The sequence below is a fragment of the Serratia ficaria genome, assembly GCF_900187015.1.
In the GTDB taxonomy this organism is placed as follows: Bacteria; Pseudomonadota; Gammaproteobacteria; order Enterobacterales; family Enterobacteriaceae; genus Serratia; species Serratia ficaria.
This window is the reverse complement of sequence record NZ_LT906479.1, coordinates 646,158-668,362: the sequence shown is the minus strand read 5'-3', so window position 1 is coordinate 668,362 and position 22,205 is coordinate 646,158. Positions and strand designations below refer to the sequence as shown.

Sequence of the window (22,205 nt, the reverse complement as noted above, 5' to 3'; positions counted from 1 at the left end):
CCAGTTTTAGAAACGCATTTCAGCCACCGTCGGCGGCACAATCAGCCGGCCGGCGGTTTTGGCGACGATCTCTTCCACGCTGACGCCGGGCGCGCGTTCGCGCAGCACGAAGGCGCCGTCTTCGATTTCCAGATAGGCCAAATCGGTCAATACCTTGCGGATGCAGCCGGCGCCGGTCAGCGGCAGCGTGCAGCGCGGCAGCAGCTTGGATCCGCCGCCCTTGGAGGCGTGGGTCATCACCACGATGATGTTCTCCGCCCCCGCCACCAGATCCATCGCGCCGCCCATGCCCTTGACCATCTTGCCGGGGATCATCCACGAGGCGATGTTGCCCTCGACGTCCACCTCGAACGCCCCCAGCACGGTAAGATCGACGTGGCCGCCGCGGATCATGGCGAACGACTGCGCCGAGTCGAAGATCGACGCGCCGACGCGCGCGGTCACGGTCTGTTTGCCGGCGTTGATCATGTCGGCGTCCAGCTGTTGTTCGGTCGGGAACTCGCCCATCCCCAGCAGGCCGTTTTCCGACTGCAGCATCACGTCCATGCCCGGCGGCACGTAGTTGGCCACCAGCGTCGGGATGCCGATGCCCAGGTTGACGTAGTAACCGTCCTGCAGCTCCTGCGCCACGCGCTGCGCCATTCGTTCACGGGTAAGCATGCCTGTTCTCCTTATGCCCGCAGGGTGCGCTGCTCGATGCGCTTTTCGAAGCTGCCCTGGATCAGCCGGTCGACGTAAATGCCCGGGGTGTGGATCGCCGCCGGATCCAGCTCGCCCGGCGCGACGATCTCTTCCACCTCCACCACCGTGATCCGCCCGGCGGTGGCCATCAGCGGGTTGAAGTTTTGCGCGGTATGGCGGTAGATGACGTTGCCGAAGTGGTCGGCCTTCCAGCCTTTGATGATGGCGAAGTCGCCGGTGATGGCGGTTTCCATGATGTAGGGGCGGCCGTTGAACTCACGCGCCTCTTTGCCTTCCGCCACCGGGGTGCCGTAGCCGGTGGCGGTGAAGAACGCCGGAATGCCGGCGCCGCCGGCGCGGATTTTCTCCGCCAGCGTGCCCTGCGGCGTCAGCTCCACCTCCAGCTCGCCGCTGAGCGCCTGCTGCTCGAACAGCGCGTTCTCGCCGACGTAGGAACCGACCACCTTGCGGATTTGGCGGGTTTCCAGCAGCAGCCCAAGGCCGAAGCCGTCGACGCCGCAGTTGTTGGAGACCACCGTCAGGCCGCGCGCGCCGCGGCGGCGAATTTCCATGATCAGGTTTTCCGGGATGCCGCACAGGCCGAAACCGCCCGCCAGCACCGTCATGTTGTCCGTCAGGCCAGCCAGCGCTTCCTGATAGCTGCCGACGCGTTTGTCGAACCCTGCCATATCGTTGCCCCTGAATTCTGTGGCGCAGAGCGAAATGCCCTTGCTTACGCCAAGGCATCTTCAGGTCACAAAAATGATTTGTTAATTTTGTTTTTATGCCCCATTCATTTAGAATTTTTATTAATCAATCGTTAACCTTAAATTTACAAAGAGTTAACCAAAACAAAAATGAAAATGAGCATCAAACAGTTACGCGCGTTTTTAGCGGTAGCTCACACTCTTAACTTCGCCCAGGCCAGCGAGCGGCTGAATATTTCCCAGCCGGCGCTCAGCCTGGCGATCCGCGGGCTGGAAGAGGCGCTGGGCGGCCCGCTGCTGCTGCGCACCACCCGCCGGGTAGCGCTGACGCCGGAGGGGGAAAGCTTCTTCCCGATGGCGCGCCAGCTGCTGGCGGACTGGGACAATGCGGAAGAGGCGATGCGCCAGCGTTTCACCCTGCAGCGGGGCAAGGTGGCGATCGCCGCCATGCCGTCGTTCGCCGGCAACCCGCTGCCGCCGATCCTCAAGGCGTTCCGCGATCGTTACGCCGGCATCAACGTGGCGGTGCACGACGTGATTAACGAGCAGGTGTTTGAAATGATCCGCGAAGGCCGGGTGGAGATGGGCATCGCCTTCGAACCGGAGCCGAGCGACAGCCTGCACTTCACCCCGCTGTGCAGCGACCGGTTTATGGCGGTGGTACCGAAGGATTCGGCGCTGGCGCACCGGGCGCAGGTGAGTTGGAAAGAGCTGCTGACGCTGGATTTCATCACCCTGCAGCGCCCTTCGGCGGTGCGCCTGCTGCTGGAGCAGGAGCTGGCCCGCAGCGGCAGAAAGCTGGAAGTGGCGTTCGAAAGCCATCAGCTGGTGACGGTCGGCCGCATGGTGGCCAACGGCCTCGGCGCCAGCGCGGTGCCGGCGCTGTGCGAACGGCAGATGGGCGAGCTGGGGGCGGTGTGCGTGCCGCTGTTTGGCCCGCTCATCGAACGGCGGGTGGGCCTGATCCGCCTGGCGCAGCATCAGCTCTCTTCCGCCGCCCAGGCGCTGGCGACGGTGATCGAGCGGGAAATGGCGGGGAGTAACGGCACGGTCAGTAAACATCCGCCAGGCGAACTACAGTAAAGCTATCGACGGAGCGGCTTGCGCCCCCACTTACAGGAGCGTCCTTATGATACTCAATCTCCCCACCAACGCCGCCGGACGGGACTTTGCGGTCGGCGACCTGCACGGCTGCCTGCCGGCGCTGCAATCGCTGCTCGACCACGTCGGCTTCGACATCGGCAAAGATCGCCTGCTGGCGGTCGGCGATCTGATCGACCGCGGGCACGCCAGCCTGCAGTGCCTGGAGCTGCTTAGCCAACCCTGGTTTTATGCCGTGCGCGGCAACCACGAAGCGCGGGCGCTGGAGTGGTTCGCCCAGCCGGGCTCGGTCGATCTGGAGCTGATGTGGCATATCGACGGCGGTGCCTAGTTCTTCCAGCTCGACGCCCGGCAGCGCCAGCATTGCCGCACATTGATGCTGGCGATGCCCTGGGTGATGCGGGTCACCGCCGGGCAGCGGCGCTATGCCATTTTGCACGCCGAAGTGCCGCCGGAAATCGACGATCTGGCGACCTTTCTGCAGCGATTGCAAGCCGGCGACGACGCGGTGAAACAGGCCTGCATCTGGGGCCGGGAGCGCTATCTGAACAACTCGGCCGCCAGGGTGCGCGGCGTGGATTGGGTGATCGGCGGGCATACGCCCGGCGAGCCGAAAAACGCGCTGCACGGCAACTGTTTGGATATCGACTTTTGCGCCTTCGCCATGGAAAACGGCGGCGCGCTGGGGATGCTGGAGCTGGGCAGCGAGCGGTTGTACCTGCGCGATAAGCGACGGATTACGCAGCTGGCGCTGGGGAATTTGGCGGGGTGACTCCGGACTTTCGGAGAATTCTTCCCCCGAGAGCGTGAGCCAGAACCTGTTCTCACTCTGCAGAAAATGTTAAGTTTCCGGAAAAAACAGGGAGATCAATTCGACATGGAACAGAAGTCCAGCAAGATAGCTCCGGGCTATTGCATCGCTCAGCAGGCAGGCCCCCTTTCCTATCATGCCAATTACCTGTTTGGCGGCAAACCGTCGGAAGCGGCCAACTTCTTCATGCAGCTCAATGCCGATACGCCAACGGTACAACCCGGGCAGATGTTGATTGTCGCCGATCCGCGTAACCCCAATCAGTCCGTGCAGCTCGCCATGCTGATGCAGGCCAAGACTCGCACCAGCAAGGCGGTAAAAGCCGGAGACAGTAACTTCTCCGCATTCTTGCACCGTAACTACGCCGCCATCGCCGCTTTCACCAGCTATGGCGATACCGTGGTCGGGCTGGCCTCTGATGCCGGTGATCGCTACTTCAGCCAGATCAAAAACATCCTGATCGACATTGAAAAAACCTACCAGAATCAGTTCCGCATGAGCGGCACGCTGATCGGCACGCAGTTTCAGGTAGAACGGGCGCGGCTGTTCGGTACATTAAAACCGTTACTGAATCGCCTTACCCGTGCCCAGCTCAATATGAAAGAATATGCGCAGATCAAACACGCGCTGGGGCTTTCCAGCAAATCGCTGGTGCATGAATGGAGCACCGCCGGGGTAGGCGCTATCAAGGGCTATTCCAACTATGTCGACAGCGCCAGCCGCGCAGCCAAGTTTATGAAAACCGGCGGCTGGGTTGGCATCGGGCTCAGCGGGTTGAACACCACCAATGACGTTTATAATGCCTGCACCAGCGGCCGTGAACAGGAATGCACCAAGATAGCGGTTAAGGGGTACAGTAATTTTGCTGCGAGTACAGCAGCGGGGATTTGGGCAGGGAATGCAGGTGCAGGTCTTGCTATTGCAGCCTGTTCAATTGTGTTGGGTGTAGCAACAGCAGGAACAGGTGTGATCGTTTGTGGTATCGCTGGAGCCGCTATAGGAGGCGCCGCAGGATCCACACTGGGTGGCATGGGTTCCGATTATTTGACGACGTTAGTAGTAGGTGAATGATGAAATTTATCGTCATATTGTGTTTGATACTGCTGGCTTTAAGCGCCTTCATCCAGTTCATTGGCTACCGTCGCCATAAAAAAGAGTTTGACGCTTTCTATCGACGTTACGCCGGCAGCGGACATTTTATTCCGCCCTACGTCGCCTTTGCCGATAGCCTCGGCATGCTCGGTACCTCATTGAAAGCACAGTGGTTTCTTTGGATCCTGAAGAGGAAAAAAATAAAAATAAGGGATCAAGTTTGGCTCGATGCGAAAACCTACGATTTCGTGCAAAAAATAGCCTCCCCTGAGCTACAGAAGTGGCTGGCGATGGACTTTATACTTTTGCTCGTAGAGGCCATTATTATCACCGTGGGTTGTACTTTTATTTATCTCATCAAAATCAATATATAAAAACCAATGATCAATTATGTTGAGCCTTACATAAAAGAGATAAAACTCTTGGTGGTATTACTATTCTTTCTATGCCTTCTTATCGCTATTATCCAATTTATTTACTATCGACTTCACAAAAAAGAGTTTGATCTCTTTTATCAACACTATGTGGTGAGTAAACACCCTGTTCCACTTTTTGTCGTGGTGGCGGACAACCTTAACTTCATCGGTATTTCACTAAAAGCCCAGTGGTTTCGTTGGATTTTGAACAACCGGAAATTAAAACTGACTCGCAACGTTTGGGTAAGCCCCAAAACCTACGATTTCGTTCGAGCTGCTTCATCACCCAGGTTACAAAATTGGATCCGTAATGATTTCAGACTATTAGTATTACAAGGAACACTCTTAATCATCATGTGTCTCCTGAACTATCTCCTGAAGTCGGTCTAATCCCCCTCCACCGCCTGCACCGCCGCCTTCTGCGTGGCGCGCTGATATAAACACAGCTCCCTGCCCGACTTATTCTTCATAAACGGCTGCGGGTAGCGGCCGCCGATAAACAGCGCCGAATAACCGACGTCGTCGCCGTAGTGAATAATCTCCCCTTCCACCCTGGCGTTTTTTAGCCCGCTGGCTTTCAGGCAGGCGGCGCGCATCGCCCGTTCGCTCTTGGCCCACGCCTGTGGGGAAGACGCAGTGGCGTTGAACGCGGCCAGCGCGGCGATAAGCAGCCCTATTCTCTTCATCGTTATCTCTCCTTCTACGGCCCGTCTCGCCAGTATAGACCGTGCCGACCCGGTCAACCCGCCGCGCTCTTTACGGCATTTTTATTCCGCGGCCCGTTAACGTTACGGCGTTTTTACAGACAGTTATGCGCGCCGCAGATACCCTTTTCACATCGCCAATATGGCCTCACAAGAGTGGTTGTCTCATGCGTTTATCCCTGCCTCTGGCCGTTATTCGCCTTCGATTCGGAGGGCGCCATGCACGCTAATATCATCGGTTTCAACCCTATGCTGGCGGAGCTGCCCGCCCTGCACGGCCGTTCATTCCGCAAAGAGCTGGAGCAGTATCTGCAGCGCCATCCGGATACCGAACAGCTCGATATTTACCTCAACGATCTCAACGGCCAGCTGCGCGGCAAGCGGCTGCCGATCGCCGAGGCGTTCTCGCTGGAGAAAGGCTGCTATTTCCCGCTGTCGATTTACGCCATGGACCTGCACGGCAGGGTGATTGAAGAGAGCGGGCTGGGGCAGCAGGCGGGCGAACCGGATCGCCTGTGCCTGCCGGTGCCCGGCACGCTGCGCCCCTGCGCCCGCGATCCGCAGCGCCATGCGCAGCTGCTGCTGACGATGCAAAACGCCGACGGCGGCGCCTGCGAGCTGGAGCCGCGGGTGGTGCTGCAGCAGGTGCTGAAACGCCTGCACGCCCGCAACTGCTTCCCGGTGGTGGCGGCCGAGCTGGAGTTTTATCTGCAGGATCCGCAGCAACCGGCGGACGCCGCCTCGTGCCCGACGCAAAGCTTCGCGGTGGATGCGCCCGAGCGCCACCACGCGCTGCTGCACGACATCGAACAACACGCCCGCCTGCAGGGGCTGCCGCTGAGCGGGGTGGTGGCCGAGGCCGCCTCCGGCCAGTACGAGCTGAATCTGCACCACAGCCCGCGGGTGCTGGAGGCCTGCGACCAGATCCTGGCGCTGAAAAGGCTGACGCGGCAGATGGCGGAACGGCACCGCCAGCACGCCTGCTTTATGGCTAAGCCCTGCGCGCACGCCGCCGGCAGCGGTCTGCATTTCCACATCAGCCTGCAGGGCGAGCACGGCGAAAACCTGCTGACCGGCGCGCCGGGCGAGCTGAGCGACAACATGCAGCAGGCGATGGCCGGCATGCTGGCGCTGATGCCGGCGTCGATGGCGATCCTAGCGCCCAACATCAACGCCTTCCGCCGTTTCCGCCCCGGCATGCACGTGCCGCTGCGCGCCTCCTGGGGCCACAACAACCGCACGGTGGCGCTGCGCCTGCCCTGCGCCGACGGCGCCAATCAGCGTATCGAATACCGGCTGGCGGGCGCCGACGCCAACCCCTATCTGGCGCTGGCGGCGATACTCGGCGGCCTGCTGCACGGGCTGGAACAGCCTTTGCCGCTGCCGCCGGCCACCAACGGCTACGAGAACGACGGCGCCGCGCCGCTGCCGCTCAGCCAGCAAGAGGCCCTGGCGCTGTTCCGCCACAGCCAGCCGCTGCGCGAGCTGCTCGGCCCGGCGTTCTGCAGCCTGTGGCACACCTGCAAAAGCGCCGAGCTGCACCGCTTTGAAGAGCAGGTGACCGCCGCGGAGCTCGGCTGGATGCTTTAACGCCCCCTTGTTGCGCCGCCCGTTTTCGCTGCGGGCGGCAGGATATGCTTGCCCGAAAAAGGATAACCATGAACATGCAGTCGCTACCGATCCTCACTGAACATCTACCGATCCTGTGCTGGCGCAAAGGCGCCTTTCATATCAGCACCGACCGGCGATTATTGGACGCCGATTTCGTGCGCCGCTGCCTGCGGCAGGACATCGATCCGGCCGCGCTGGATAGCCGCAACCTGTGCTTTGGCCTGTACCGCAAGCGCCACCAGCTCGGCTTCGCCCGGGTGGTGACCGACTACGCCACCCGGGCGTCGGTCAGCCTGCTGTTTATCAGCGCCGAATACCGCGGCGTCGGGCTGGGCAGCTGGCTGATGCGCTGCTGCCTGGCGCACCCGGCGATGCGCGGCCTGCGCGTGAGCTCGCCGGCCGGCCTGTCGCCGTGGCGGGCCTGCGGCGCGCAGCAAACCGCCCGATCCATTCACTGAGAAGGAGGCTACCATGTCCCGTTTGGTGTTGATCTCGAATAAGCCGTACGACAGCCAGGATCTGGCCTGCGCCAGCCAAAGCTTGTCGGCGGGCGGCCTGGTGGATGACGATCAGGGGCTGTGGCTGGGCTGGAACGGCGAGGTGCAGAACTTCGGCCGGCGGCCGGTCAGCTACCGGCACAGCGCCGGCTATGAACAGGTGACCTTCCCGCTGTCGATCGAGGAATTTTGCCGCCACTATCAGGGCTACTACCACGACGGCCTGTGGCCGGTGTTCCATAACCAGCCGGAGAAAGCGCACTTCACGCCGGAGAACTACCGCGCCTACCGCCAGCTCAACCGGCGCTTCGCCGATATCGCCAGCGAGTACCTGTGCCCGAACGACATCATCTGCATCGACGATTATCAGCTGCTGCCCTGCGGCCAGGCGCTGAAGGAGCAGGGGCTGCTGAACGCCTGCGCGTTCTTCTTCCACCTGCCGTTCCCGTCGGCGGCGCTGCTGAAGCGGATCCCGGAGCATCACGGGCTGATCGCGTCGCTGTTCTATTACGATCTGCTCGGCTTCCCTTCCATCGACGATCGCAACAACTTCCTCAACTATCTGGCCGGGGAATATCCGCTGGAGATGCTGCCCGACGAGCATATCCAGGTGGACGGGCACATCTTCGCCACCGGCATTTTCCCCGCCGGCATCAACGCCAGGAAGATTTACTGATCTCAGGCCGCGGCCCGCCGGCGCTCCAGTTCGCGCACCAGCGGGATCACTTCGCGGCCGAAGAACTCCACCTCTTCCTGGAAGTGCAGGAACGCCAGCAGCATCAGGTCCACCCCGGCGTCTTTCAGCGCGATGATGCGCTCGGCGATCTGCTGCGGCGTGCCGATCAGGTTGGTTTTAAAGCCGTCGTTGTACTGCACCAGATCCTCGAACGAGGATTTGGCCCAGTTGCCCTCGCCCTCCGGCGAAGCCGCCCCGGCGTTTTTCACCTCGTGGCCGAATCCTTGCACCGCCTCCGGGTTGGCGTGGTCGATAATCTCCTGCAGCACCGCCTGCGCTTCCTGCTCGGTATCGCGGGCGATGACGAAGCCGTTCACCCCCACTTTGACCCGGTGCCGGTTGGCCCTGGCCTTGGTCTGCAGATCGTCCACCTGCCGGCGAATGCCCTCCACGCTGTTGCCGTTGGTGAAATACCAGTCCGACACCCGCGCCGCCATGTCGCGCGCCGCCCGCGAGCTGCCGCCCTGGAAGATCTCCGGCAGCGGATCCAGCGGCTTGGGCTTCAGCGAGTAATCGCGATAGCGATAAAAATCGCCGGCGAAGGTGAAGCTGGGCTCGGTCCAGATGCCGCGCAGGCAGCGGATGAACTCCTCCGAGCGCAGATAGCGCTCTTCGTGGTCCAGCCAGGGTTCGCCGATGGCCTTGAACTCGCCGCGGAACCAGCCGCTGACGATGTTGACCGCGATGCGCGCATCCGACAGGTGGCTGATGGTGGCGATCTGCTTGGCCGCCAGCGTGGGGTTCCACGGCCCAGGCAGCAGCGCGGCGATCACCTTCAGCTTCTCGGTGGAATCCAGCAGCGCCTGCGAGAACGACACCGATTCGTGCTGGTTGTCGGCGCCGTAACCGGCGGTGAAGCGGATCTGGGTGAGCGCGTAGTCGAAACCGGCGCGCTCGGCGATCTGCGCCAGCTTGCGGTTGTAGCCGATATCCCAACCGGTGCGCTGCGGAATGTTGCTGATCACCAGCCCGCCGGACACGTTCGGCACCCAGTAGGCGAACCGTATGGGCTGCTGCGAGTTGTTTGCTGCTGACATGCTTCCTCTCCCTATGAACGTCGGCGCCGTTATGCGGCGTGCATATAACCATTGTTGATTTACAGATAATGCAATCAGTGTTTTGGTTATAAATCCTTTAGCAGGATGCGTGCCAACCGCCCGCCGGGGAGATGTGGTTGAAAAACCGCAGGTTGAGCAAGCACGGGATACATCGCCTGCTGCATTGGCAGCAGCGGCTGTCGGGTAGGTGTTGCCTATGCAGCAAACCGCTCACCGCGCGTTTCCAACCGTTCACCCGGCGGATTGAACCGCTGACTGAAATTCGCATGTCTTCCCTTCACGCCGCCGGCGATGATGAGCTGTCGCTGAACCAAGCACGCGACCGATATCCGCACCAAATCCTGAAACATCTTATAAGCGGATGAACCCATTCATTTTTTGCAGACTGGAATTAAGGATACCTCAATGAAACGAGAGGGGATTTTAAAGCACCTGCCCTGGATGCTGCTGGGGATACTCGGCGCCGCCTGCCTGGGCGTGGTGGCGCTGCGCCGCGGTGAAAGCGTCAGCGCGCTGTGGATAGTCGTCGCTTCGGTGGCGGTGTATCTGGTGGCCTACCGTTACTACAGCCTGTACATCGCCAGCAAGGTGATGAAGCTGGACGCCGGCCGCGCCACCCCGGCGGTGGTCAACAACGACGGCCTGAACTACGTGCCGACCAACAAGAACGTGCTGTTCGGCCACCACTTCGCCGCCATCGCCGGCGCCGGGCCGCTGGTGGGCCCGGTGCTGGCCGCGCAGGTCGGCTACCTGCCCGGCACGCTGTGGCTGCTGGGCGGCGTGGTGCTGGCCGGGGCGGTGCAGGACTTTATGGTGCTGTTCATCTCCTCGCGCCGCAACGGCGCCTCGCTGGGCGAGATCATCAAAAAGGAGATGGGGCCGATACCGGGCACCATCGCGCTGTTCGGCTGCTTCCTGATCATGATCATCATCCTGGCGGTGCTGGCCCTTATCGTGGTGAAAGCGCTGGCGGAAAGCCCGTGGGGCGTGTTCACCGTTTGCTCCACCGTGCCGATCGCGCTGTTTATGGGCATCTACATGCGCTACCTGCGCCCCGGCCGGGTGGGCGAAGTGTCGGTTATCGGCATCGTGCTGCTGGTGGCTTCCATCTGGTTCGGCGGCGTGATCGCCCACGACCCGTTCTGGGGCCCGGCGCTGACCTTTAAAGACACCACCATTACCTACACGCTGATCGGCTACGCGTTCGTCTCCGCCCTGCTGCCGGTGTGGCTGATCCTGGCGCCGCGCGACTATCTGGCGACCTTCCTGAAAATCGGCGTGATCGTCGGGCTGGCGATCGGCATCGTGATCCTCAACCCCGAGCTGAAAATGCCGGCGGTGACGCAGTTCGTCGACGGCACCGGCCCGGTGTGGAAAGGCACGGTGTTCCCGTTCCTGTTTATCACCATCGCCTGCGGCGCGGTCTCCGGCTTCCACGCATTAATCGCTTCCGGCACCACGCCGAAGCTGCTGGCCAATGAAACCGACGCGCGCTTTATCGGCTACGGCGCGATGCTGATGGAATCCTTCGTCGCCATCATGGCGCTGGTGGCGGCCTCGATCATCGAGCCGGGCCTGTACTTCGCCATGAACACCCCGCCGGCGGCGCTGGGCATCACCATGCCGGATCTGCACCGCCTGGGCACCGAAGACGCGCCGATGATCATGGCCTCGCTGAAGGACGTGACCGCGCACGCGGCGGCGACCGTCAGCTCCTGGGGCTTCGTGATCAGTCCGGAACAGATCCTGCAAACCGCCACCGACATCGGCGAACCTTCGGTGCTGAACCGCGCCGGCGGCGCGCCAACGCTGGCGGTGGGCATCGCCCACGTGTTCCACCAGATAATTCCGGGCGCCAACATGGGCTTCTGGTACCACTTCGGCATTCTGTTCGAGGCGCTGTTCATCCTGACCGCCCTGGACGCCGGCACCCGCTCCGGCCGCTTTATGCTGCAGGACCTGCTGGGCAACTTCGTGCCCTTCCTGAAGAAAACCGACTCGCTGGTGGCCGGTATCGTCGGCACCGCCGGCTGCGTGGGGCTGTGGGGCTACCTGCTGTATCAAGGGGTGGTGGATCCGCTCGGCGGCGTGAAGAGCCTGTGGCCGCTGTTCGGCATCTCCAACCAGATGCTGGCCGCCGTGGCGCTGGTGCTGGGCACCGTGGTGCTGATTAAGATGAAGCGCGCCCAATACGTTTGGGTGACCCTGGTGCCGGCGGTGTGGCTGCTTATCTGCACCACCTACGCGCTGGGCCTGAAGCTGTTCAGCGACAACCCGCAGCTGGAAGGCTTCTTCTTCCTGGCCGGCGAGTATAAGCGCAAAATCGCCGAGGGCGGCGCCGAGCTGAGCGCGCAGCAGATAGCCAACATGAACCACATAGTGGTGAACAACTACACCAACGCCGGGCTGAGCATTCTGTTCCTGCTGGTGGTGTACAGCATCATCTTCTTCGGGGTGAAAACCGCCATGGCGGCGCACAAGAACCCGAAACGCACCGACCAGGAAACGCCATACGTGCCGGTGCCTGAAGAAGCGCCCGCCGATGGCGTAACCGAGGGGGGCGTCAAAGTTTCACCACAACATTGATGTGATTTAGCGGATACCCTGCATATACCCTTCATCTTTCAAGTCGCAGGGGTGTTGGCTGCCTTCGCTCACCCCAGTCACTTGGTGGACCAAGCTCCTGGGGACTCGTTCAGTTGCCGCCTACCTGCAACTTGAAATCTATTGGGTATAATGAGATCTATTACGCAGGGTATTCTCTTCAATCAATAAGGACAGGCTATGTTCGGAAATCTCGGCCAGGCGGGTAAGTATCTCGGGCAGGCGGCGCGCATGTTGGTGGGCGTGCCCGACTACGATACCTACGTCCAGCACATGAAAGACAACCACCCGGACAAGCCGGTGATGACCTATAAAGAATTTTTCCGCGAACGCCAGCAGGCGCGCTACGGCGGCGACGGCAAAGGCGGCATGCGCTGCTGTTGATTTGCAGTGAATAAGGACCCGTAATGAAACCCATCGCAGTCACCATTCTGACCGGCTTTTTGGGCGCCGGCAAAACCACCCTGCTGCGCCATATCCTGAACGCCGAGCACGGCTACCGGATTGCGGTCATCGAGAACGAATTCGGCGAAGTGCCGATCGACAACGCGCTGATCGGCGACCGCGCCAGCCGCATCACCACCCTGAGCAACGGCTGCATCTGCTGCAGCAAATCCAACGAGCTGGCGGATGCGCTGCTGGACCTGCTGGACGGCGCAGACAGCGGCCAGCTGGCGTTCGATCGGCTGATCATAGAATGCACCGGCATGGCCGATCCCGGCCCGATCGCCCAGACCTTCTTCTCGCACGAGATCCTCTGCGAGCGTTTCCTGCTGGACGGCATCATCACCCTGGTGGACGCCGCGCATGCCGACCAACAGCTGACCCAGTTCAGCATCGCGCAGGCGCAGGTGGGCTACGCCGACCGCATTCTGCTGAGCAAAACCGACGTGGCGCCGGACTGCGAAGCGCTGATCCAACGCCTGCAGCGGATGAACGCCCGCGCACCGGTGCACAAGGTGACACACGGCGATATCGAGCTGGGCCTGCTGTTCGACATCGAAGGCTTTGTGCTGAACGACAAGCTGGCCCTGACGCCGCCCGCCCCGCTGTTCCGCCGCATTCCGCAAGCGCAGAACGACATTGGCTCGATCGTGGTGTACCACGACCAGCCGCTGGAGCTGATGCAAATTTCCGAAGTGATGGAAGGCCTGCTGCTGGAATACGCCGACAGCCTGCTGCGCTATAAGGGCATTTTGGCGATTAAGGACGAACCGCGCCGCCTGCTGTTCCAGGGCGTGCAGCGGCTGTATAACGCCGACTGGGACCGCGAGTGGCTGCCGGATGAGGAGCGCCGCAGTACGCTGGTGTTTATCGGCGTGGACTTGCCGGAGGAGGAGATCCGGCAACGGATTGGCGGGTTGGGTTGAGTGCGCATGCGGCACGGTTTTCGCCGCGTACCAGGGTCCACGCCAGCAGCAGCGCGCAGGCGCTGCTCGCCATCAGCACGATGCCCGGCCGCTGCGCCACCCCGGCCATCACCAGCCCCGCCGCCAGCATCAGGTAATACATCAGGCCAAGGATTGCGCCAGCGGTGCCCATGCAATCCTTATAATTCCGCAGCGCCCTGGCCAAAATATTGGGGATCGCGATGCCGTAGGCCATCACCACCAGCATCATCGGCAGCACGAACCACAGCTTATCTTCCAACAGGAACACCAGGCCCCCGCCGACCAGCGCCAATACGCAGGCCAGCATCAGCAGCGGCGTAAACAGCCACTTCCTGGCGATGAGAAACTTGTTGATTGCCGCGCCGATCCCAACGCCGGCGGCCAGCACCAACCCGGTATAGCCAAACCACTGCGGCGGAATACCCAGCGCTTCAAACCGAAACGGCGCCAGCTGGTAATAGCTGAACATGCAGACGTTGAACAGGGCCACCAGCCATGCGCTGCGCCAGATATCGCCGTCTTTCGCCATGCGGCCCAACGTGCCGAAGAACGAGCTTTTCACCACCTGCGCCGGGCGCGTTTCCGGCAGCCGCCATGCGGCATAGGCCAGCAGCAAGGCGGCCAACGCCGCCAACCCGGCGAACACCCCCTGATAGCCCCAGTAATGGGTCAACAGGGCGCCGCTCAGCACCCCCACCGCAGGGCTAACCGCCATCGCGATCCCCATCACGGAAAACACCCGCGCCAGCTCATAGCCGTCGAACCGATCGCGAATGGCGGTCTGGGTGCCTACGGACCCCACCGCCGCGCCAAACGCCGCCAGCACCCTGGCCGCCAACAGCAGGGTAAAGCCGGTGCTGAAAATGGCGATGATCGACGCCAGCAAATACAGCGCCAGACCGGCCAATATGGTGGGTCGCCGGCCGATCACGTCACACAACCGGCCCCAGACGACCACCCCGAAAGCAAAAGCGAAAAAGTAACAGGACAGGGTTTGCGCCGCGGCCTCCGCGCTGACGTGAAAACCGTCGGCAATGTGCGTGAGCGCCGGGCTATAGATCGTTTCCACAATCTGGGGAAACATCATCATCAGTGTCGCTAGGGTGAGGGTCAGTCTGCGTTGCATGGTACATCCCGTATCCAAAAAGAAAGTAGGCCACAAAGTAGCACCTTCCCCACCCCGACTATTACAATATAAAAGACAAAAAACTTATAAAATCGGACAGACTTATGGCATGGCTCAGCGCACAGGACGAATTTGACCCCGATGCTATCGACAATAGCGTGTTAGGCATTGCGGCCGAGCTGGCGCAGCATGATTCCGGGCCGCACTGGCATCGCATGGGGCAGCTGCTGTTCAGCCAGCGGGGCTGCATGCGCATCACGCTCAACGAGAGCATTTGCCTCCTGCCGCCGGCGCGCATTGCCTGGATCCCACCCAAGGTGGTGCACCGCGTGCAGGTTACCGGGGTGGCGGGTTATCGCTCGGTTTATCTCGACACCCGGCGCTACCCCGGCCTTTCGCCCCGGCTGGAAGTGCTTTCGGCCTCTTCTTTGCTGCGGGAAGCGCTGGAGCGCATCGCCCTCGCCGACTTCGCCACCCGGTGGGAAAGCGGCCCCAGCGCCAATATTCTTGCCGTATGCCTGGACGAAATACGGCAAGCGCAGCGCGAGCCGACCTTGCTGCCGCTGCCCAAGGACCGCCGCCTGCGGCAGTTGGCCGGCATGGAGGAGGTGCCGCCGCTCAATGAGCTGGCGCGCTACAGCGGCGCTTCGCAGAAGACCATCAGCCGCATCTTTCGCAAGGAGACCGGATTGAGCTACCAGCAGTGGCGCCAGCAATGGCGTTTGATCAAAGCCATCGAGCTGCTGGCGGAGGGATGCGGCCTGTCCGATATCGCCGGCAAGCTTGAGTTCTCCAGCGACAGCGCCTTCTCGACCTTCTTTAAAAATATGACCGGCAGCTCGCCGCGCGCCTATATGCCGAGCCGCCGTTAACCGCGCGCCTTATCCGCCGGGCAGTGCGGCCCCGCCGCCACCGACTCGCGCTCGATCAGGCTGGCCGGGAAGGCCGGGCGCTTGCTCAGCTCGCCGCCGTCCAGCATCGACACCAGGCGGTTGATGGTTTCCTTGATCATCTCGGTGACCGGCATTTTCATGCTGGACAGCGAGGGGACGGTATAGGGCGCCAGCGGGATATCGTCGAAGCCGATCACCGACACCGCGGACGGCACCGGGATCCGGCATTCGGTCAGGCGCTTGATCGCGCCGATGGCCATTTCGTCGTTGCCGGCGACGATGGCGCTGAACGCCTGGCCGCCGGCCAGCAGCGCATCGACCGCCGCCATGCCGCTTTGCGCGTTCCACTTGCCTTCGACAATCAACCCGTTGTTGAGCGCGATGCCCTGCTGCGCCAGCGCGGATTTATAGCCGGAAAGGCGCTCCAGCGCGGTGGGCGAATCCAGCGAGCCGGTGATGAAGGCGATATCGCGGTGGCCGCGTGCAATCAGGTGCGCCACCGCCGCCGCGCTGGCGGCGTGCTGATCGCTGAAGATGCAGTAGCTGTCGTTCAGCCGCAGGCGGCGGTTGATGACCAGTATCGGCTGCCGGTGCCGGGAAACGATCTCGTCCATTTCCGCGATCGACAAAAAGCGCGGGTAGATGATCACGCCGTCGCAGCGCAGATCCAGCAGAAACTGAATGGCGGCCCGCTCTTCTTCGGCGGTGTGTTTGCCGTCCGCCAGGATCAGCTGGCGGCCGTTTTCTTCCATGATGCGCGCCGACTGTGCCATCAGCTCGCTGAAGTAGTTGCCGCTGTAGAGGGTGTTGGTGACCACCAGGCCGATGGTCTGGGTGGTTTTGGTCGCCAGGTTGCGCGCCAGCAGGTTGGGCCGGTAGCCGGTCTCTGCGATGGCCCGATCCACCAGCGCACGCTTCGCTTGGCTGACATAGCCGCTGCCGGACAAAACGCGCGACACCGTCGCCTTTGAAACGCCGGCCTTTTTCGCCACCTCAAGTATTGTTGCCATCTGTGCGCCGTTAAAATCCATGGTTCACCGCAGTCTACCCAAGACGCCCCGGGTTTGAAACGTTTTCACTCTCGCCCGCTCCCTGGCCCTGCCTCCTGCGGCGATCCAGATCACGAAAATGAAAACCCAAAAATCATAATTCTTGCCAGATAAATAATACCACTTCATGATTTTGTGAAACCGGTTTCTTATGGGCGTTTCATTCAGATGGAACGGCGGATCGCCCAGGCAGTAAAAATTCGCCTTTAGGCAATCCGAATTCCTGAAAAGAGACGACAACTTTATGCCGAAAAACTACGCAGAGATCTCGCGCCGCATCGTGCAAGCGCTGGGCGGCCTCGGCAATATCGACGCCGTGACGCACTGCATGACCCGCCTGAGATTCGTTGTTAAGGACCGAGCGCTGATCGACACGCCCGCGCTGAAAGCCATCGACGGCGTGCTGGGCGTGGTGCACAGCGGCGAGCAGTGCCAGGTGATCATCGGCAACGAGGTGGCCAGGGCTTACCAGGCGGTGCAGGCGCTCGGCATGCCGGGTGCGGCGGCCCCCGCCGCACCGGTAAAACGCCAGCTCACCCTGAGAGGCATCGGCGCCGGCATTCTCGACGCGCTGGTGGGCACCATGTCGCCGCTCATCCCCGCCATCATCGGCGGATCCATGGTGAAGCTGCTGGCGATGATCCTGGATATGGCCGGGGCATTCGAAAAAGGCTCCTCGACCCTGATCATCCTGAACGTGATCGGCGACGGCGCGTTCTTCTTCCTGCCGGTGATGGTCGCCGCCTCTGCGGCGCTGAAGTTCAAAACCAACATGTCGTTGGCGATCGCCATCGCCGGGGTGCTGGTGCACCCCAACTTTATCGATCTGATGGCCAAGGCGGCGCAGGGCCAGGCGGTGGAGTTCGCCTTCATCCCGGTGACGGCGGTGAAATACACCTACACGGTGATCCCGGCGCTGGTGATGACCTGGATCCTGTCGCACATCGAACGCGGGGTAGACCGCATCACCCCGGCGGTGACCAAGAACTTCCTCAAGCCGATGCTGATCGTGCTGATTGCCGCGCCGATCGCCATCCTGATTATCGGCCCGCTGGGCATCTGGATCGGCAGCGGCATCTCTGCGCTGGTGTATACCGTGCACGGCTATCTGGGCTGGCTCTCCGTCGCCATTATGGGGGCGATTTGGCCGCTGCTGGTGATCACCGGCATGCACCGGGTGTTCACCCCGACCATCATCCAGACCATCGCCGAAACCGGCAAAGAGGGCATGGTGATGCCTTCGGAGATTGGCGCCAACCTGTCGCTCGGCGGCTCTTCGCTGGCGGTGGCGTTCAAAACCAAGAACCGCGAGCTGCGCCAGACCGCATTGGCCGCCGCCGCCTCCGCCATTGTGGCGGGGATTTCCGAACCGGCGCTGTACGGCGTGGCGGTGCGGCTGAAACGCCCGCTGATCGCCAGCCTGATCAGCGGCTTTGTCTGCGGCGCGGTCGCCGGCATCGGCGGGCTGGCCAGCCATTCGATGGCCTCGCCCGGGTTGTTCACCAGCGTGCAGTTCTTCGACCCGGCCAACCCGATGAGCATGGTGTGGGTGGTGGCGGTGATGGCGCTTTCCGTGGTGCTGTCTTTCGTACTCACGCTGATTTTGGGCTTCGAAGACATTCCGGAAAGCGAAGCGGCCCCAACGGCGGCCACTGCGCCTGCGGCGAATACCGCTAACGCGACCCATTAACGCACTATTTTTTACCCTAAATAATTGGAGTTGCATCACGGCGGCAAGGCCGTATATCCCCAGGAGCTTAGTCAGCTAAGTGACTGAGGTGTGCGGGCGCAGCCAACACAGAGGCAGCTTCAAGTATGACGGGTAATTATTGAGGATTGCATGTCTGATTCAACATTCCCGCAAGGGTTCTTATGGGGCGGCGCCCTGGCCGCCAACCAGGCGGAAGGCGGCTATCGCGAGGGCGGGAAAGGGCTGACCACGGTCGATATGATCCCGCACGGCGCCAACCGCATGGCGGTCAAACTCGGCCTGGAGAAGCGCTTTAGCCTGCGCGACGACGAGTTCTACCCCAGCCACGACGCCATCGATTTTTACCACCGCTACCGCGACGACATCGCGCTGATGGCGGAGATGGGCTTTAGCGTGTTCCGCACCTCCATCGCCTGGAGCCGGATTTACCCCAACGGCGACGAGCTAACGCCCAACCCCGAGGGCATCGCCTTCTACCGCAGCCTGTTCGAAGAGTGCCGCAAATACGGCATCGAACCGCTGGTGACCCTGTGCCACTTCGACGTGCCGATGCACCTGGTGACCGAATACGGCTCCTGGCGCAGCCGCAAGATGGTGGAGTTTTTCACCCGCTATGCCCGCACCTGCTTCGAAGCCTTCGACGGGTTGGTGAAATACTGGCTGACCTTCAACGAAATCAACATCCTGCTGCACAGCCCGTTTTCCGGCGCCGGGCTGGTGTTCGAGGCGGGCGAAAACCCCGAGCAGGTGAAATACCAGGCCGCGCACCACGAGCTGGTGGCCAGCGCGCTGGCGACGCGCATCGCCCATGAAGTGAACCCCGCCAACCAGGTGGGCTGCATGCTGGCCGGCGGCAATTTCTACCCCTGGTCCAGCAAGCCGGAAGACGTGTGGGCCGCGCTGGAGAAAGACCGCGAGAACCTGTTCTTTATCGACGTGCAGGCGCGCGGCGCTTACCCCTCCTACGCCGCCCGCGTCTTCCGCGAGAAAGGCGTGAGCATCGCCATGGCGCCGGAAGACGCCGACATCCTGAAACACACCGTCGACTTCGTTTCCTTCAGCTATTACGCCTCGCGCTGCGCCTCTGCCGATATGAACGACAACAACAGCAGCGCCGCCAACGTGGTGAAATCGCTGGCGAACCCGCACGTACCGCGCAGCGACTGGGGCTGGGGCATCGATCCGCTGGGGCTGCGCATCACCATGAACATGATGTACGACCGCTACCAAAAACCGCTGTTCCTGGTGGAAAACGGCCTGGGCGCGCACGATGAGTTCAACGCCAACGGCGAGATAGAAGACGACTACCGCATCAGCTACCTGCGCGAACACATCCGCGCCATGGCCGACGCCATCGCCGACGGCGTGCCGGTGATCGGTTACACCACCTGGGGCTGCATCGACCTGGTGGCCGCCTCGACCGGCGAAATGAGCAAGCGCTACGGCTTTGTGTACGTCGACCGCGACGACCAAGGCAACGGCACCCTCGCCCGCACCCGCAAAAAATCCTTCTGGTGGTATAAGAAGGTGATTGCGAGTAATGGGGGGGATTTGGGGTAGGTTGGCTTTGCCCCAGGGGCCTGAGAAGTTCGGGCGCCTGGGGGTTAGTGTGGGGCGGAGGAGTGCTTAAGTTCGTTTGAGCTGTTCCAGCTTTTGCGCTGCTTTCCGTTGCAGCATGGCAAAGAGCTCTACCGCCGTAATATCCCAACTCTCCGGTACAAACTCATTTGGAAAATGCTCCGCCATTCCTTCGTCTATACGCCCTGCATAGGTAGCCTGAAACGCTTTCGCTTCCTCGAGGATATCGCGGATGATTTGACTGCCGTGTTGCTCAAGAAAGCCGTCTATCACTCCCTCTGTAGTTTCGGCGTCAGTAAACAGGTCATAATCCTGCCCGAAGTAAATGCAGAATAAGCTACTGAGCTCGCTGAAGTGATTGCGCATCACGATGGTGCTCAAAGCGCTTTCACAGCGGCGCTTCTGGCCTGCTGCAAGAATGCGGGAACCGTGGTTCCCCATAGCTCGGGGCTGAAGGTAAAGCCGAAACGTTGGTTGAATAATGACTCCACATTATCCTGCGCCAGTAACGCATCTATCTCATCGGCCAAAGCCTGGCGCTGCTGATGAGTCGCCAGACGAATGTACTCTGCGATCAGTGCGGCAATATCGCCGTCTTCGTTTATCAGGTCATAATCTTGACCGAAATAAACGACGATCAGGTTATCAAGTTCGCTGGTTTTCATCGGCTTAGTCTTTCGCCTTCAGTGACACTCGCATCAGACAATACCGCCGCAAGCTGCACCGGCGATAGGGCAACGCGCAGCTCATCTTCATTCGCCATGTTCGTTCATCCATGAATCAGCAAAACCCTATGATTAACATAAGCCCGGAAAAGGATAAATACTGAAACGGGTAACGCCAAATTAACCTGCAGCGCCCGACATCTTACTGACAGAGAACCGATGCTGCTGAACCGCCCCATTATTTCAATGGAGCGCCCTGCTGTGGCCATTTTCGATAACATAGCGATTATTAATCTTTTTTACGTGGAAGTGAGCGATAAAGGCTCTGCCAGAGACATCTTGCAGATCTTTACGCTTCTCTACCGGGACAACATTTACCCTCATGCTATAGGAATGATTTCCCTGGAATGGGTAGTCCTTTTGAGTGACGCAAATGCCCTTCTTCATATCCTGATTTGCTACATCAATCAACTTCCCATCCGTTTCACCGCTGATATGGAGCGTATCTGGCCTTTCGTTTTCCTTTGATGACGGATAAATGCAGATGTCGCCATTATCTCGAGCATAAGCAGTTATAGGGATATCCGGCGCATAACGCTGGTCCAGGCGCTCACCTACACAGGCACTCAACAAAGTCACACCTGCGACAACTAACAATATATTACCCTTCATAATATTCCTTTAGCTATGAGATGGGCCATTAAATATACACCTAGTGTATATATAGGAAATATTTCGATTACCTAAGGCTACTATGAATAACTGCGATCTGTATTCCAATCTTAAAAGTAAATTAACTGTAATTCCATACAGGTTATTCTTTCATTCTATCGATAACGTTATAGTTTTCTTGCTGCGGTAAAATCCGCAGCCGGAGTTAGCGTTCCGAATCTGACATAATACCGTGGCATTGTGTAATAATGCCGCAGCTTTAGCTTACCTCAAATTATGGTAGCTCAGGCGGGGGCTTCGCAAGAAGCGCCGGTTCCTATGTCCCGGTGACGCTAACCCCATCTGAGCTACCACCCGAGTTTAGCGTCTCTGGTGATAGTCATTATCCAATGACATACGGAGATGTAATCATGGCTGATACTTTCACCTCTAAGCCCCACCCTGAGAACACCCTAACCCTCTACCGTGATCTGTTTAACCTGCTCGACCTCGATGCCTTAAATACTACGCAGCTCTTAGATCTAGCCGCCTTATCTGCCGAGCAGGCAGAAGGGTTGTGTCATGGTCTGATGCTGTTCGGCGGCCTGCTGCAAAAGAACCCGCAGCTCGATGCCGACGGTTGGGAACAGCTAAATCACTATCTCAACGCTACCGCTCATCTGGTTCCTGCCCTGTGTAATCTGTATGGGCGTGCGCTGCGGGAAATGGAGTGTCAGGAGCTGGCAGGCTAGCGATTATAAGCAATAAAACAGGACAATATTTATATAACATTGTCCTTCCTCAAAATACTTCATCGATTAAACTAAAAAAAACCATAAAATATATCATCAATTACTCCGATATAATAAAAATGAATGTGCCTTTTTTAAATATAATTAAAATACCACTCTAACCAATTAATCCTCCCACTCAATTAGCCCCTATAAAAATTTCAGACAACTAGGCACACTCCAATCAACAACATAATTACCAAGTAAATAGTAACGATGGTTATAATTAGCAATTATATAAAATATAAAAGATTTTTGCCACGAAGCATTGTGTATAGAAAAGTCAAAAGTATATAATTCAACTATCGCCTTACAGATTATATAGTTAGCTA

Annotated in this window: 24 protein-coding genes; 15 read left to right on the top strand and 9 right to left on the bottom strand. The window is 59.9% G+C overall.

The annotated features are described in order from the left end of the window. Positions 1 to 6: 6 nt before the first annotated feature. Positions 7 to 660: a CoA transferase subunit B gene (locus tag CKW09_RS03095; RefSeq protein WP_095095611.1), complete on the bottom strand. Its 654-nt coding sequence runs from the start codon at positions 658 to 660 to the stop codon at positions 7 to 9. 11 nt (positions 661 to 671) lie between these two features. Then, entirely contained in the window at positions 672 to 1,370 is a 699-nt protein-coding gene (locus CKW09_RS03090; protein ID WP_061794805.1) for a CoA transferase subunit A, read from the bottom strand. Between the two features lie 168 nt (positions 1,371 to 1,538). On the opposite strand from CKW09_RS03090, the gene CKW09_RS03085 reads away from it, so the two are divergent. The 5 genes from CKW09_RS03085 (at position 1,539) to CKW09_RS03065 (ending at position 4,766) form a co-directional block, all read left to right on the top strand. Then, entirely contained in the window at positions 1,539 to 2,471 is a 933-nt protein-coding gene (locus tag CKW09_RS03085) for a LysR family transcriptional regulator (protein ID WP_095095608.1), read from the top strand. A 46-nt stretch (positions 2,472 to 2,517) separates the two neighbouring features. Continuing rightward, complete coding sequence (locus tag CKW09_RS03080; RefSeq protein WP_095095605.1) at positions 2,518 to 2,820, top strand: metallophosphoesterase; 303 nt, start codon at positions 2,518 to 2,520, stop codon at positions 2,818 to 2,820. A 45-nt stretch (positions 2,821 to 2,865) separates the two neighbouring features. Continuing rightward, a complete protein-coding gene (locus CKW09_RS03075; RefSeq protein WP_095095602.1) occupies positions 2,866 to 3,261 on the top strand; it encodes a metallophosphoesterase family protein in 396 nt (131 codons plus the stop codon). Positions 3,262 to 3,366: 105 nt separating this feature from the next. After that, the gene (locus tag CKW09_RS03070) at positions 3,367 to 4,371 is read left to right on the top strand and encodes a hypothetical protein (protein WP_061794862.1); all 1,005 of its coding nucleotides are present in this window, start codon (positions 3,367 to 3,369) and stop codon (positions 4,369 to 4,371) included. Beyond that, positions 4,368 to 4,766, top strand: coding sequence for a hypothetical protein (locus tag CKW09_RS03065; protein WP_371415254.1), 399 nt, complete (start codon positions 4,368 to 4,370; stop codon positions 4,764 to 4,766). Before CKW09_RS03070 ends, CKW09_RS03065 begins: the two co-directional genes overlap by 4 nt. Positions 4,767 to 5,194: 428 nt before the next feature. Here CKW09_RS03065 and CKW09_RS03055 read toward each other — a convergent pair whose 3' ends face one another. Then, on the bottom strand, positions 5,195 to 5,494 hold the full coding sequence (locus tag CKW09_RS03055; protein ID WP_061794800.1) for a hypothetical protein: 300 nt from the start codon (positions 5,492 to 5,494) through the stop codon (positions 5,195 to 5,197). Between the two features lie 237 nt (positions 5,495 to 5,731). Between CKW09_RS03055 and CKW09_RS03050 the strand changes: the two genes are divergently transcribed. The 3 genes from CKW09_RS03050 (at position 5,732) to CKW09_RS03040 (ending at position 8,296) form a co-directional block, all read left to right on the top strand. Continuing rightward, positions 5,732 to 7,102: a glutamine synthetase family protein gene (locus CKW09_RS03050; RefSeq protein ID WP_095095596.1), complete on the top strand. Its 1,371-nt coding sequence runs from the start codon at positions 5,732 to 5,734 to the stop codon at positions 7,100 to 7,102. Positions 7,103 to 7,176: 74 nt separating this feature from the next. After that, a complete protein-coding gene (locus CKW09_RS03045; RefSeq protein ID WP_154899203.1) occupies positions 7,177 to 7,581 on the top strand; it encodes a GNAT family N-acetyltransferase in 405 nt (134 codons plus the stop codon). Between the two features lie 13 nt (positions 7,582 to 7,594). Continuing rightward, positions 7,595 to 8,296: a trehalose-6-phosphate synthase gene (locus CKW09_RS03040; RefSeq protein WP_061794797.1), complete on the top strand. Its 702-nt coding sequence runs from the start codon at positions 7,595 to 7,597 to the stop codon at positions 8,294 to 8,296. Positions 8,297 to 8,298: 2 nt separating this feature from the next. Here the strand turns inward: CKW09_RS03040 and sfnG are convergent, their stop codons facing one another. Continuing rightward, positions 8,299 to 9,393: a dimethylsulfone monooxygenase SfnG gene (sfnG, locus tag CKW09_RS03035; RefSeq protein WP_061794796.1), complete on the bottom strand. Its 1,095-nt coding sequence runs from the start codon at positions 9,391 to 9,393 to the stop codon at positions 8,299 to 8,301. 426 nt (positions 9,394 to 9,819) lie between these two features. On the opposite strand from sfnG, the gene CKW09_RS03030 reads away from it, so the two are divergent. From CKW09_RS03030 to yjiA, 3 genes are all read left to right on the top strand, one after another. Further along, a complete protein-coding gene (locus CKW09_RS03030) occupies positions 9,820 to 12,000 on the top strand; it encodes a carbon starvation CstA family protein (RefSeq protein ID WP_095095593.1) in 2,181 nt (726 codons plus the stop codon). A gap of 198 nt (positions 12,001 to 12,198) precedes the next feature. Beyond that, positions 12,199 to 12,402, top strand: a complete 204-nt coding sequence (locus CKW09_RS03025) for a YbdD/YjiX family protein (RefSeq protein WP_004953088.1) — start codon at positions 12,199 to 12,201, stop codon at positions 12,400 to 12,402. Between the two features lie 23 nt (positions 12,403 to 12,425). Then, positions 12,426 to 13,388, top strand: a complete 963-nt coding sequence (gene yjiA, locus CKW09_RS03020; protein ID WP_095095590.1) for a GTPase — start codon at positions 12,426 to 12,428, stop codon at positions 13,386 to 13,388. Here yjiA and CKW09_RS03015 read toward each other — a convergent pair. After that, positions 13,330 to 14,535, bottom strand: a complete 1,206-nt coding sequence (locus CKW09_RS03015) for an MFS transporter (protein WP_231922115.1) — start codon at positions 14,533 to 14,535, stop codon at positions 13,330 to 13,332. The two genes, yjiA and CKW09_RS03015, sit on opposite strands and share 59 nt — an antisense overlap. A gap of 104 nt (positions 14,536 to 14,639) precedes the next feature. On the opposite strand from CKW09_RS03015, the gene CKW09_RS03010 reads away from it, so the two are divergent. After that, complete coding sequence (locus CKW09_RS03010) at positions 14,640 to 15,407, top strand: AraC family transcriptional regulator (RefSeq protein WP_095095587.1); 768 nt, start codon at positions 14,640 to 14,642, stop codon at positions 15,405 to 15,407. Here CKW09_RS03010 and CKW09_RS03005 read toward each other — a convergent pair. After that, entirely contained in the window at positions 15,404 to 16,438 is a 1,035-nt protein-coding gene (locus CKW09_RS03005; RefSeq protein ID WP_145957240.1) for a LacI family DNA-binding transcriptional regulator, read from the bottom strand. The genes CKW09_RS03010 and CKW09_RS03005 overlap by 4 nt on opposite strands. A gap of 283 nt (positions 16,439 to 16,721) precedes the next feature. Between CKW09_RS03005 and ascF the strand changes: the two genes are divergently transcribed. Continuing rightward, positions 16,722 to 18,167, top strand: coding sequence for a PTS cellobiose/arbutin/salicin transporter subunit IIBC (ascF, locus tag CKW09_RS03000; protein WP_061794789.1), 1,446 nt, complete (start codon positions 16,722 to 16,724; stop codon positions 18,165 to 18,167). A 150-nt stretch (positions 18,168 to 18,317) separates the two neighbouring features. Then, positions 18,318 to 19,748, top strand: coding sequence for a 6-phospho-beta-glucosidase (locus tag CKW09_RS02995; RefSeq protein ID WP_095095581.1), 1,431 nt, complete (start codon positions 18,318 to 18,320; stop codon positions 19,746 to 19,748). 66 nt (positions 19,749 to 19,814) lie between these two features. On the opposite strand, the gene CKW09_RS02990 is transcribed toward CKW09_RS02995, so the two are convergent. The 3 genes from CKW09_RS02990 to CKW09_RS02980 form a co-directional block, all read right to left on the bottom strand. Continuing rightward, positions 19,815 to 20,147 carry a contact-dependent growth inhibition system immunity protein gene (locus tag CKW09_RS02990; RefSeq protein ID WP_095095578.1) on the bottom strand — a complete coding sequence of 111 codons (333 nt, stop codon included), beginning with the start codon at positions 20,145 to 20,147 and terminating at the stop codon, positions 19,815 to 19,817. After that, complete coding sequence (locus tag CKW09_RS02985; RefSeq protein ID WP_061794786.1) at positions 20,144 to 20,431, bottom strand: contact-dependent growth inhibition system immunity protein; 288 nt, start codon at positions 20,429 to 20,431, stop codon at positions 20,144 to 20,146. The genes CKW09_RS02990 and CKW09_RS02985 overlap by 4 nt, the downstream gene beginning before the upstream one ends. A 243-nt stretch (positions 20,432 to 20,674) precedes the next feature. Continuing rightward, entirely contained in the window at positions 20,675 to 21,103 is a 429-nt protein-coding gene (locus CKW09_RS02980; protein WP_095095575.1) for a putative T6SS immunity periplasmic lipoprotein, read from the bottom strand. A 410-nt stretch (positions 21,104 to 21,513) separates the two neighbouring features. Between CKW09_RS02980 and CKW09_RS02975 the strand changes: the two genes are divergently transcribed. Next, positions 21,514 to 21,834, top strand: a complete 321-nt coding sequence (locus CKW09_RS02975; RefSeq protein WP_095095570.1) for a hypothetical protein — start codon at positions 21,514 to 21,516, stop codon at positions 21,832 to 21,834. Positions 21,835 to 22,205: the final 371 nt, after the last annotated feature.